General features: G+C 60.1%; 10 protein-coding genes and 2 pseudogenes. 9 read left to right on the top strand and 3 right to left on the bottom strand.

Going from position 1 to position 12327, the window contains the following annotated elements:
• Positions 1-69 precede the first annotated feature (69 nt).
• Positions 70-834: a GntR family transcriptional regulator gene (locus ACZ9BX_RS26785; protein ID WP_476221178.1), complete on the top strand. Its 765-nt coding sequence runs from the start codon at positions 70-72 to the stop codon at positions 832-834.
• Positions 835-930: 96 nt separating this feature from the next.
• Here ACZ9BX_RS26785 and ACZ9BX_RS26780 read toward each other — a convergent pair whose 3' ends face one another.
• The gene (locus ACZ9BX_RS26780) at positions 931-1953 is read right to left on the bottom strand and encodes a LacI family DNA-binding transcriptional regulator (RefSeq protein ID WP_476221176.1); all 1023 of its coding nucleotides are present in this window, start codon (positions 1951-1953) and stop codon (positions 931-933) included.
• Between the two features lie 234 nt (positions 1954-2187).
• On the opposite strand from ACZ9BX_RS26780, the gene ACZ9BX_RS26775 reads away from it, so the two are divergent.
• From ACZ9BX_RS26775 to ACZ9BX_RS26740, 8 genes and pseudogenes are all read left to right on the top strand, one after another.
• Positions 2188-3174: a Bug family tripartite tricarboxylate transporter substrate binding protein gene (locus ACZ9BX_RS26775; RefSeq protein ID WP_476221174.1), complete on the top strand. Its 987-nt coding sequence runs from the start codon at positions 2188-2190 to the stop codon at positions 3172-3174.
• Positions 3175-3235: 61 nt separating this feature from the next.
• Positions 3236-3709 carry a tripartite tricarboxylate transporter TctB family protein gene (locus ACZ9BX_RS26770; protein WP_476221172.1) on the top strand — a complete coding sequence of 158 codons (474 nt, stop codon included), beginning with the start codon at positions 3236-3238 and terminating at the stop codon, positions 3707-3709.
• A 28-nt stretch (positions 3710-3737) separates the two neighbouring features.
• Positions 3738-5237: a tripartite tricarboxylate transporter permease gene (locus ACZ9BX_RS26765; protein ID WP_476221170.1), complete on the top strand. Its 1500-nt coding sequence runs from the start codon at positions 3738-3740 to the stop codon at positions 5235-5237.
• A gap of 37 nt (positions 5238-5274) precedes the next feature.
• Positions 5275-6177, top strand: a complete 903-nt coding sequence (locus ACZ9BX_RS26760; protein WP_476221168.1) for a dihydrodipicolinate synthase family protein — start codon at positions 5275-5277, stop codon at positions 6175-6177.
• A gap of 38 nt (positions 6178-6215) precedes the next feature.
• Positions 6216-7952 carry an L-arabinonate dehydratase gene (gene araD, locus ACZ9BX_RS26755; protein ID WP_476221166.1) on the top strand — a complete coding sequence of 579 codons (1737 nt, stop codon included), beginning with the start codon at positions 6216-6218 and terminating at the stop codon, positions 7950-7952.
• Between the two features lie 18 nt (positions 7953-7970).
• Complete coding sequence (locus ACZ9BX_RS26750; RefSeq protein ID WP_132568518.1) at positions 7971-8696, top strand: ribonuclease activity regulator RraA; 726 nt, start codon at positions 7971-7973, stop codon at positions 8694-8696.
• A gap of 59 nt (positions 8697-8755) precedes the next feature.
• Positions 8756-8985, top strand: a pseudogene (locus ACZ9BX_RS26745) (DUF433 domain-containing protein); the annotation flags it as partial.
• Positions 8982-9170, top strand: a pseudogene (locus ACZ9BX_RS26740) (DUF5615 family PIN-like protein); the annotation flags it as partial. The pseudogenes ACZ9BX_RS26745 and ACZ9BX_RS26740, both read left to right, overlap by 4 nt.
• Positions 9171-10086: 916 nt before the next feature.
• Here ACZ9BX_RS26740 and ACZ9BX_RS26735 read toward each other — a convergent pair.
• Together ACZ9BX_RS26735 and ACZ9BX_RS26730 are read right to left on the bottom strand one after the other, a co-directional pair.
• Positions 10087-11556 (bottom strand): NAD-dependent succinate-semialdehyde dehydrogenase, encoded by a 1470-nt coding sequence (locus tag ACZ9BX_RS26735; protein ID WP_476221163.1) that lies wholly within the window; start codon positions 11554-11556, stop codon positions 10087-10089.
• Positions 11553-12326 (bottom strand): TSUP family transporter, encoded by a 774-nt coding sequence (locus ACZ9BX_RS26730; RefSeq protein WP_476221161.1) that lies wholly within the window; start codon positions 12324-12326, stop codon positions 11553-11555. Before ACZ9BX_RS26730 ends, ACZ9BX_RS26735 begins: the two co-directional genes overlap by 4 nt.
• Between the last annotated feature and the right edge of the window lies 1 nt (position 12327).

The raw sequence follows: 12327 nt of genomic DNA, 5'->3' as shown, positions 1-12327 counted from the left end.
TAATATAAACTATATAGTAATACTGCGTAGATCGAGACCCTGAGTCAACTCCAAAGAAGAGGCAAATCATTGCCGGAACTGCCCAATAATTCATCAGGAGTGATCAAGCTGACGGAACTGTCGTTGCCGCTTTATGAAGTGGTCAAACGACAGATCACCGAAGCGATCATGCTCGGCAAACTGGAACCGGGTTCGGTTCTGCCCAGCGAAGTGGCGCTGTCGCAAACCTACGGCGTGGCCGTGGGTACGATCCGGCGGGCGCTGATGGATCTCACCAATGACGGCCTTCTCAGCCGCCGTCGCAAGACCGGCACAGTCGTGACCGGCCGCAAGCCGCAGCACAGCCTGCGACTGTTTTTTCAGTATTTTCGACTGCACGGTCTGGATGGTTCGCTTAGCAAATCGGTCACGAAGGTGACTTCGCTCGATAGGAGCGTTGCTTCCGCGGCCGAAGCGCGAAAACTTCAGATCTACGAAGGATCGCCGATCGTTACCTTCCACCGGGTGCGTTACGTCGACGAGCGGCCGATCATGCACGAGACGCTGACGCTTTCTTGCGACCGGGTTCCAGACTTCCCGGAGAGGTCGGAGGAAATCCCTCAGCTCTTCTACCTGCATCTACTGGAAAATTATGGGATCCGCATCTCGGCCATACGGGAACAGCTCGGTGCCGACCTTGCGACCGAGTGCGATGCCCATTGGCTGGACCTGAGCCGGCCAGCGGCGGTCCTAACGATCGACGAAGTGGCCTATGACCAGATGGCTGTACCGGTTTTGATTTCAGCGCACCGGGCAACCACCGCCAACCACCGCTATGTCAACGAGGTGCAGTGAGGTGGTGTCTTCGCAGTCCACATGGCTGGTCTTGATAGGAGCAAAACCTGAGACACCCTCATCCAACGTCTGGCGCACCTACGCCGCCATCGGCGACTAAGCCGACTGTCTCGCGATGATTTCGAAATCAATTTCGATCATGGGCTCGACAGTCTCGCCAGAGATTTTTCTTAATATCGACCGCGCGGCCTTTGTCCCGATCATGCGGCGGTCAATGCGAACTGTCGTCAGCGACGGATAGGTGTGTGGCGCGAAGTCGAAGTCGCCGAACCCGACAATTGCGACATCCTCCGGTATTCTGCATCCTCTTGCAACCGCTTCTGTCAGCGCCCCATGCGCCACGACGTCGGAACTTCCAAAGACGGCGAGCGATCCCCTTCCCCGAGCAAGCAAATGCGCCAATGCCTTCCGCCCGTCGCTGAAAGTCGAGGGCGAGTTCATCTCGATATCGGGGAGTTCCACCGCCGCGACACCAGAGAGCCGCTTGATGAATCCATCCCTGCGCTGAATGGCGCGAGGATCGTTCGCGCCGATTTGCGCATAACGATCATAGCCCTTCCTTATAAAGTATTCGGCGACCAAGGCGCCGACATCATAGTGCGAGAAGCCGACGGCGGTATCGAGCGGCGACGGCGTGGAATCCCAGATTTCGACGATCGGCAGACCGGCCCCCGTCAACATAGCCCGCGTTTCCTTCAGATGGGTGATGCCGGTCAGGATGATGCCGTCGGGCCGCCGCGCCAGGATGGCGCGCGTTAGTTCCATCTCCCGGCGGTGGTCATAACCGGACAGGCCCAGCAGGAGTTGATAGCCTTCAGCGACGAGTTCTGCATTCAAACCTTCGATCGCCTCGGCGAAGATGGTGCTGGACACCGATGGAACGATCGCCGCAACCAGCCTTGTTCTGCGGGACGCCAGTCCACCGGCAAGGAGATTAGGTACATATCCTGTCATGGCGATAACGCGTTCTATAGCTCCAAGCGTCTTTGGCTTCACCAGGCTGGGCGTGTTGATCGCGCGCGAGACGGTCACCGGCGAGACCCCGGCAAGCCTGGCGATATCCGCCAGCGTCACCGGTCTAGGTAGGTCTATCGGTCTGCTGCTTCCCTGTCCGGTCATGGTCATCTCCATCGTAAAATGATTTACGCTTTCATTTTGCCGTTTGGCAAGGCCGCAACAAAAAAAGATTGCTAATTTCACGTAACTCACAGAAAAAGCTTGCTGATTCATGAGATGGCCAAGTCTTGCGAGGCAAAAATATGATGATAGAATGAAAGCGCTTCCATTTTCCGGTTGAGGAGCCGGAACGGGATTTCATTAGGGCATATGCTTGCCCAAGCCGGAGGAGAAATCATGCGTTTAATTCGTTTCATTACAGTGGCGGCGATGGCCGCTTCGATCGCTTCCTTAGCCGCAACTGCGGGTAAGGCCCAGGGCCAGGACTATCCCTCTAAAACGGTGACGGTGATCGTGCCGTTTGCCGCAGGCGGCAATACCGATACCTTCGGCCGCCTCGTGGCCGAACAATTGGATAAGCGCCTCGGCCAGCGCTTTATCGTGGAGAACAAGCCTGGAGCGGGAGGAAATGTCGGCCTCGGCGATCTCGCTAGAGCGGTTCCCGACGGATACACGATCGGCATGGGCACGGTCAGCTCCAACGCGATCAACCAGACCCTGTTCAAAACCTTGCCCTACGACAAGGAAAAGGGCTTCGCACCGCTGTCGCTGATCGCCCGCCTGCCAAACGTGCTCGTGGTCAATCCGGACAAGCTGCCGGTCAATTCGGTCCAGGAACTGATCGAACTGCTGAAGAAGGAACCGGGCAAGCACACCTACGCATCGTCGGGCGTCGGCACGTCGATCCATCTTGCGGGCGAACTGCTCGCCACCAAGGCAGGCGTCAAGATTACCCATGTGCCCTATAAGGGCAGCAGCCAGGCAATTATGGACGTTGTCGCCGGCCATATCGACTTCATGTTCGACAACATTCCGACGGCAGCGCAGCAGGTCAAGGCCGGCAAGCTTCGGGCGCTCGCGGTTACCAGCCTCGACAGGGCATCGCTGCTGCCGGACGTGCCGACTATGGACAGCGTCATTCCGGGATTCGAGGCAACGTCCTGGCACGGCATTTTCGCACCGCCAGGCACGCCGCCGGAAATTGTCGAGAAGCTCAGCAAGGAGGTTCAGGCCATCCTTCACGACCCAGCCATGAAAGAGAAGATCGAAGGCATGGGCGCAACGCCGGTCGGCAACACCTCGGAAGAGTTTGCGACCTTTATCAAGAGCGAAACCGACAAATGGGCAGAGGTCATCAAGGCGGCGAACGTCCCCCTGCAGTGACATTTCCACCCGGCCGGCGCATCGCGTCGGCCGGTACCTTCTGACCTATGGATCTAAAGCCATGTTGAAGATTAGAAACGGTCGCGAATTTGTCGGCGGCGCGGCGATGATCGTCGTTAGCCTACTGTTCATTGGATTCGGGCGAGAGCTCGATGTCGGGAACTCGTTCCAGATGGGACCTGGTTACTTCCCGGTCATGCTGAGCCTCCTGCTGATCGGCATCGGAGTCCTCATCATGGTTCAGTCTCTGGTGGTTGCCGTCAAGGATGAGCCAGATGCACCGGCGAACTGGAAGGCCTACATACTGGTGATCCTGGCGCCAGTCTTCTTCGGCCTGGCGCTCTCGCACCTAGGGCTCGCACCGACCATGTTCTTGATGGTCGGCGGTGTCAGTTGCGCCAGCAGATATGCCGGGTGGCGCCATTCGATCGCGCTCGCGCTGTTCATGGCGATCAGTTCGGTCGTTCTCTTTGCACGGCTCCTGTCGCTTCCCGTCAGCGCCTTCGGCCCATGGATCCCTTTCCTGGGCAACTGACCGATTTATCACCCGCCTGGAGTTTCGTATGGACATCTTTTCCGACCTGTTGCTGGGTGCCGCCACCGCCTTCCAGCCCGTGAACCTGCTCTATGGTTTCATCGGCTGTCTGCTGGGCACCGCTATCGGCGTGCTGCCGGGTCTCGGGCCGACTGCGACGATCGCCATGCTGTTGCCGATCACCTTTGGACTGCAGCCGGAGTCGGCGTTGATCATGCTTGCCGGCATCTTCTATGGCGCCCAGTATGGCGGCTCGACCACCGCGATCCTGATCAATCTTCCGGGCGAAAGCTCGTCGGTCGTCACTGCGATCGACGGCTACCAAATGGCGCGCAACGGTCGCGCGGGCGCGGCGTTGGCAACAGCAGCGCTTGGATCCTTCTTCGCCGGAACGGTCGCGACTTTGCTTCTGGCGGTTGCGGCCCCGCCGCTTGCCGCAGTCGCGCTGAAATTCGGGCCTGCTGAATATTTCTCTCTGATGGTTCTCGGCCTCGTCGCCTCGGTAGCGCTGGCCAGCGGTTCACTCCTAAAGGCGTTTGCGATGATCGTTTTCGGCCTACTGCTTGGCTCGGTCGGCACCGATGTGGAAAGCGGCATGCCGCGATACATCTTCGGCATTCCAGAGCTTTATGACGGTCTCAATTTCGTCGCAGTCAGCATGGGCATATTCGGCATCTGCGAGATCCTCCGCAATCTCGAGAACGAGCATGAGCGTTCGGTCGGAGTGAAGAAGGTTACTGGCCTGATGCTGACCCGCGACGATTTCAGGCGCATCCGCGGTCCAGTCCTGCGCGGCACAGCGCTCGGCTCGTTCCTGGGCGTGCTGCCGGGCGGTGGCGCCATGCTATCCTCCTTCGCCGCCTATGCGCTGGAAAAGCGCATTTCGCCAAACAGGGCCGAATTCGGAAAGGGCGCGATCGAGGCAGTCGCGGCGCCGGAATCTGCCAATAATGGCGGAGCGCAAACCTCGTTCATTCCGATGCTGACACTTGGCATACCCGGTAACCCGGTCATGGCCCTGATGGTCGGCGCGATGATCATTCAGGGTATTACGCCCGGCCCCAACGTCATCTCCGAGGAACCCGAACTGTTCTGGGGCATGATCGTGTCCATGTGGTCGGGGAACCTGATGCTTGTCGTCCTGAACCTGCCGCTGATCGGGCTTTGGGTACGAATGCTCACCATTCCCTATCACCTGCTGTTTCCTGCAATCATCGGCTTCTGCTGCATCGGCGCCTATAGCATCAACAACAGCGTCTTCGACATCTTCATCATGGCAGGCTTCAGCGCGGTCGGTTTTGCGCTCTCCAAGTTGCATTTCGAGCCTGCGCCGCTGCTGTTGGGCTTCATTCTCGGCCCGATGCTGGAAGAGAATTTGCGCCGCGCCATGCTTATCAGCCAGGGCGATCCGACCATCTTCGTACGAAGCCCGCTTAGCCTGTTGCTCTTGGTGGTGGCGGTGGTCGTCCTGGGCCTGGTGCTGGCACCCTCGATCAGCCGCAAGCGCGACGAAGCCTTCACGGAATGACGCGATGCGAACGTTACTGACACAAGGAAGATCTCCGATGACCAGCAATTTGCATACCGCCCTCACAGGCATCTCCGGCATTCTCGTCACCCCCTATGACAACGCTGGAGAGGTCGATCCTCGGCGGCAGAGACCTATCGTGGACAAGGCGATTGCCGCAGGTGTGCACATCCTCGTTGCGAACGGCAATACGAGCGAATTTTACGCACTTACAGTCGAGGAGGCCGAGACTATGGTCGGCGCTTCGGCGGATCATGTGGGTGGCCGCGTTCCGCTGTTGGCGGGTGTGGGCAGAGGCGTGCGTGACGCCTGCCGGTTGGCTAGAACCTCAAGGGCAGCAGGGGCATCGGCGTTGATGATCCACCAGCCGCCGGATCCATTTTCATCGCCACGCGGCCTGATCGACTATGTCCGGGCAATCGCCGATGCCGCAGAGGGACTGCCCATAGTGCTTTATCTGCGCAACGACGCCATCGGCATCAAGGCCATAAGGGAGCTCTGCGAGCTGCCAGCGGTTGTCGGCGTCAAATGGGCGACGCCTAATCCGCTGAAACTGGCCGAGGCGATCGCCGCCACCGATCCCGACATCGTCTGGGTCGGCGGACTGGCGGAAGTCTGGGCTCCGGCCTTCTATGCGGTCGGCGCACGCGGCTTTACGTCCGGCCTCATCAATGTCTGGCCCGAGCGCTCGGTCGCCATTCATTCAGCACTCGAAGCGGGCGACTACCGCAAGGCCAACTGCCTGATCGCGGGAATGAAAGCATTCGAGGAGATCCGCGCCGAGGAATTGAACGGCACCAATGTGACAGGAGTGAAGGCGGCGCTGGCAGCGATCGGTCATGATTGCGGCGCCACCCGGCCGCCTTCGGCCTGGCCGCTCACTCCATCCCAGCATGCGGCACTGCAGGCATTCATCACATCAAGCGAAATCCGCTTCTGACCGAAGCCAATGCGGTCGAAGACCAGCCGGAGACGTCAATGACACCGAAAAAGACCTACGAGCAACTGCGATCCGCCCGCTGGATGGTGCCGGACGACCAACGTTCCTTCGGCCACCGTTCGCGGACGATGCAGATGGGCTATGACCCGGCGGACTGGGAGGGACGGCCGATCGTCGCGATCCTCAACACCTGGTCTGATGCCCAGCCGTGCCACATGCATTTCAAGGATCGGGTGGAATGGGTAAAACGCGGCGTGCTGCAGGCCGGCGGCTTTCCCATGGAATTGCCGGCGCTGTCGCTCTCGGAAAACTTCGTCAAACCGACGACCATGCTCTATCGCAACATGCTGGCGATGGAGGCGGAAGAGCTGTTGCGCTCGCACCCGTTCGACGGCGCCGTGCTGATGGGCGGCTGCGACAAGACCACGCCTGGGCTCATCATGGGTGCGCTCAGCATGGGACTACCGTTTATTTTCCTGCCCGCAGGGCCAATGCTACGCGGCAACTATGCTGGCAAGTACCTAGGCTCCGGCACGGACGGCTTCAAATACTGGGATGAGCGCCGCGCCGGCACCATCTCGAAGGAAGAATGGCAAGGCATCGAGGCCGGGATCGCCCGCTCCTACGGCCATTGCATGACCATGGGGACTGCCTCGACCATGACTGCAATTGCCGAGGCGATGGGCCTTTCCCTGCCCGGCGCCTCATCCATTCCTGCGGCGGATGCCGGCCACCAGCGCATGTCGACGCAATGCGGCCGGCGCGTCGTCGAGATGATCTGGGAAGACCTGACGCCGGACCGGATCGTCACCGCGGCATCCGTCGAGAATGCCGTGACGGTCGCCATGGCAACGGGCTGTTCCACCAATGCCATCATCCATGTGATCGCCATGGCCCGCCGTGCCGGCATTCCGCTCGAACTTGATGATCTCGACCGCATCGGCCGTAGGACGCCAGTCATCGCCAATATCAGGCCTTCGGGCAGCAATTACCTGATGGAGGATTTCTACTATGCCGGCGGCCTGCGCGCGCTGATGAAGCAGCTCGGCGACAAGCTCGACAGCACGGCGATCACCGTCACCGGCAAGCCGCTGACCGATGGGCTCGACGACGTGAAGATCTGGAACGAGGACGTGATCCGGCCGCTCACCAACCCTGTCTATCACGAGGGATCGCTCGCCGTGCTGAAGGGTAATCTCTGCCCTGACGGCGCAGTGATCAAGCCCGCGGCCTGCGATCGGCAATTCCACCGGCACAAGGGGCCGGCGCTGGTGGCCGACAGCTATGCTGAACTCAAGAAGATCATCGACGATCCCGACTATCCGCTGACACCGGACACGGTGCTGGTGCTGCGCAATGCCGGGCCGCAGGGTGGGCCGGGAATGCCGGAATGGGGCATGATCCCCATGCCGAAAGCACTCCTTAAGCTCGGCCTGCGCGACATGATGCGTATCTCCGATGCCCGCATGTCCGGCACGTCCTTCGGGGCCTGCGTGCTGCATGCGGCACCCGAAGCCTATGTCGGCGGGCCGCTTGCGCTGCTCCGGACTGGTGACATCGTCGAAATGGATATTCCCGCGCGCAGCCTCAACATGCTGGTGCCGGACGAAGAGCTGGCAGCCCGCCGTGCTGCCTGGACACCGCCGCCGCCACGCTACGGCCGGGGCTATGGCCTGATGTTCTCGAAACACATCGAGCAGGCCGACAAGGGCTGCGACTTCGATTTCCTCAAGACGGACTTCGGCCCCAGGGTCGACGAACCGGCGATCAACTGACCACACCAGGAGCATTTCATGTCCGACTACGTATTGTCCGATGCCACGCGCGAAAAGCTTATGAAGGTCTCCACAGCTTCGGTGGCTACAGCCCTCTACAAGCGCGGCCTGCGCAACCAGTTCATCCAGAATGTCCATCCCGTCTCCTGGAAAGGTGTCAACATGGTGGGCCAGGCCTTTACGCTGCGCTATATTCCGGCGCGCGAGGACCGCAATGCAATCACTGTCTTCCGCAATGCCGACCATCCACAGCGGGTGGCGGTGGAGACCTGCCCGGCCGGCCATGTGCTGGTGATGGACAGCCGCAAGGACGCGCGGGCAGCGTCCGCCGGCTCCATCCTCGTCACTCGGCTGGCCGTGCGCGGCTGTGCCGGCGTCGTCTCCGACGGCGGCTTCCGAGATGCCGAGGGCATCGGCCGGCTGGAAATGCCGGCCTATCACCAGCGGCCGTCGGCACCGACCAACCTGACGCTGCATGAGGCGCTCGACATCAACGTGCCGATTTCCTGCGGCGATGCCCCGGTCTTTCCCGGCGACGTGATGCTCGGCGACGGTGACGGGGTCATGGTGATCCCCGCGCATCTCGCGGACGAGATCGCCGAGGAATGCACGGAGATGGAGAGCTATGAAGACTTCGTGCTGGATCAGGTAAATGCCGGCGATCCAATTATAGGTCTTTACCCCAGGACTAAGGATGAATACCTGCCAAAGTACGAGGCATGGCGCAAAGCGGAGGATCGCTGAGACCTGTTCTTTTAAAAGATCCGACCCGCTGCAATGATTGAGCTGGAACACAGGACTTCACCCGCATACCAGTGCGAACAATCGCTGCGATGAAACAGCAAGGCGCTACCACCGACGAGCTCGTTGAGGGCTATCCGGCATGGTGGATCTCGCCGAAATCTGGGTCGCCGCCCATCCTGCCAGTGGGCGGCCTCGCAAGCTGTCAGAACAGGGCCTGAAGGTGAAGTCGGTAAACCGTTTGCCTCTCGGCGTTGCTAGCACACGAAAACCCTCGAGCAAGGCTTCGTGAAATTCCTCATCGATGAATGCCTGCACACGTCGCTCGTGGCCGTGGCTCAAGATCACGGCCACGATTGCTTCCATGTGAATTGGCTGGGTTTAAGCGGCGAGGGCGATTGGGATTTGATGCCTCGGATCGTTGCGGGAGATTTCACCTTCGTGACGAATAATGCCCGCGACTTTAGAAAACTCTATCTGATCCATACCCGGTACAACTGCGGCCTCTGACAGTATACTTTTGTAAGGAGGAACTGCTGTATGCGAGAATCGGTCGCACTACCAATTCCCCCATCAAAGACCAATCGCGCTGGATTTTTTAGTATTCCGGCTTTGAATTTCAGAGCGTCGATATCCTGGTCAGGAATGAATGTCCCTCGGCTTGACCGCCGGAGTTCGCCCACCAAGGAGTACGAAGATCAAGGCCCGGGCGATCTTAAGCCGAGCCTTTGACCCGTAAGTCTTTTTGATTGCTGACGTTTCAGGTTGTCACGGCGAAAGTTCCTCTAGGACCTGGCCCTTGGTCTCAACCGCGAAGAGGACCGTGACCAGGTGTCGTTTTCCAGTTAATCGTAAGACTCTCAATTCAAAGATTTCAACAAGATAGCGTGGCACTTAATTTGAGACTTGACAGTTAACGTGAGATTCTCATGCGGACTTTGCCACTTAATGTGAGAATTGGTCGTCGACAGAATCGACGGTATTTTTGCAATGAGCGATCCATTTCCAATGACCTCCGGGCGAAAACAATCATGGCTTTGGCAGCATTTTCAAAGACATCGCGGACCCGCAAGCCAATCGCTAACGTCTTCGTAGTTGCACTTAATTTAAGTTTCTCTTCGTCAGGAATCTCAAATTATCTGCCAAAAACATTCGAAACACCCGTTTTCTTGCGTTTAAGTGCCAAACGACAGCCAAACATCTGATCGAGACGGCGCCCAACTTTCGGCCGGTCCGTCGGCGGCCCACGCGGCGAGGCGGCCAGATCGCCTTTCGCAAAGCCGAGCGTGCCGAAGTTGCAACGGTCTCGTCCGGCACTCGCAGCGAATAGAACGGCAATCGGTTCACGACTTGGCGGTTTCGCCGCATGAGGCGAAGCCCTTGGTGGCGACAATTACACTCCCCCAAGAGCCACGTATTTCAGTTCAAGGAACCCTTCGATCCCGTACTTCGAGCCCTCCCGCCCCATGCCGGATTGCTTGACGCCGCCGAAGGGCGCCATCTCGTTGGCGATCATGCCGGTATTGACCCCGACCATGCCGGCTTCGAGTGCTTCCGCAACGCGCCAGATGCGGGCCATGTCCTTGGCATAGAAATAGGAGGCGAGACCGAATTCACTATCATTGGCCATGGCGATGACGTCGTTCTCGTCCTTGAACGAAATGATCGGTGCCAACGGCGCAAAGGTTTCTTCCTTGGCCACCTTCATCGCCTGCGTCACGCCGGTCACGACCGTCGGCTCGAAGAAAGTGCCGCCGAGCGCGCTGCGTTTGCCGCCCAAGAGAACAGTCCCGCCTTTTGCGACCACATCGGCGACATGCTCTTCCATCTTCGCCACGGCCTTCTCATCGATCAGCGGCCCTTGGCTGACGCTGGCGTCTGTACCGCGGCCGAGCGAAAGACCCGAAACCTTCGCAAGTAGCTTTTCGGTGAATACTGCGGCGACGCTCTCCTGCACATAGATGCGGTTGGCGCACACGCAGGTCTGGCCGGCATTGCGGAATTTGGAAATCATCGCGCCTTCGACGGCAGCGTCCAGATCCGCATCGTCGAAAACGATGAAGGGCGCGTTACCGCCCAGTTCCAGCGACAGGCGCTTGATGCCGTCGGCCGCTTCCTTCATCAGCCAGCGTCCGACGCCGGTGGAACCGGTGAAAGTAATCTTTGCGACCTTCGGATTGCGGCAGAACTCGATACCGATCGGCTTCGCCTCGCCGGTCACCACCGAAAACACGCCCTTCGGCACGCCGGCGCGCTCGGCAAGCACGGCGAGCGCCAGCGCCGACAGCGGCGTCTGCGAAGCCGGCTTTAGGATCATGCTGCAGCCGGCCGCGAGTGCCGGGCCTGCCTTGCGGGTGATCATGCCATTCGGGAAATTCCATGGCGTGATTGCCGCGCAGACGCCAACCGGTTGCTTCAGCACCATGATGCGTTGACCGGCATTGGGGCCGGGAATGATGTCGCCATCGATGCGCTTTGCCTCTTCCGCGAACCATTCGAGATAGGCCGCGTTGGAGACGACCTCGCCTCTCGCCTCCGCCAGAGGCTTGCCCTGCTCGGTCGTCAGGATCAGCGCCAGATCATCGGCGTTTTCGACGATGATCTCGTACCAGCGCTTGAGCACCTGCGCCCGCTCCTTGGCCGTGCGCCTTGCCCAGAGCTTCTGCGCGTCCGCGGCCGCATCGATCGCCCGGGCGACGACCGCCTGGCCGAGATCCGGCACATGGGCGATCAGCGCCCCGTCGAAGGGGTCCGTCACGGCAAATGACTTGCCGTCGGGTGCGGTGATCCACGCGCCGGCGACGAAAGCCTTGTCGGTGAGAAGGGCGGGGTCCTTGAGGGCAAGCGTGCGGCGCTCGGTCATGATGCGTGATCTCCTATGATCTTCAAAAGGGCGGGAACGGCCAGCGACAGGCCGGACATGAGAAGCAGGCCAAAGGCCAGGCGGCGGATCGACGGGGCAGACAAGGGCGGCGGCCACCGTTTGGCAACGAAGGTCATGATCATCACGACCGGAATGCAGAGCAGCCCCCACCAGAAACCGCCACGGGGCACCTCGCCGCCAGCCGCGACCATAGCCAGCCGGATGACGGCATTGACGGCAAACACCGCCACCAGCGTTTCGCGGATACTGACCGCCGGCAAAGGCTGCCGGTAGAGATGATAGACCAGCGGCGGGCCGGCGGTGGAAAACAAGCCACCCATCAGGCCCGCAATCACGCCGAAAACCGCGAAGGAAGCGCTTGACGACCGCACAGCCAGCGGCTGAGGTTTCAGCGCAAGCTGCAGGCTCGAAGCGATGATAACGATGCCGAGTACAAGCTTCAGCCAGTCGATCGATGCCGAAACCATCACGCCCAGCAGCCAGTATCCGGCAGCAAGAGCGGCAAGGCTGGAGATGACGACCGGCCAGAATTCGGCCCAGGCAATGTCGCGCCAGCCGCGTGCGAGAACCTGCGCGGCATTGACGAGCACCATGCAGCCGACGAGCACGGCAGCATCCGGCAGCGGTATCAGCCCGGAAAGCCCGATGCCGCCCATCATGATGAGGCCGAGGGCGAAACCGGTCAGGGTCTGCATGTAGGCGGCAACGCCCGCCAGCACCAGAAGCCCCGCAAGACCGGCAGCGCTCACC

This window comes from Rhizobium sp. USDA 3886 (assembly GCF_056279785.1).
This window is presented reverse-complemented; position numbering and strand designations above follow the sequence as displayed.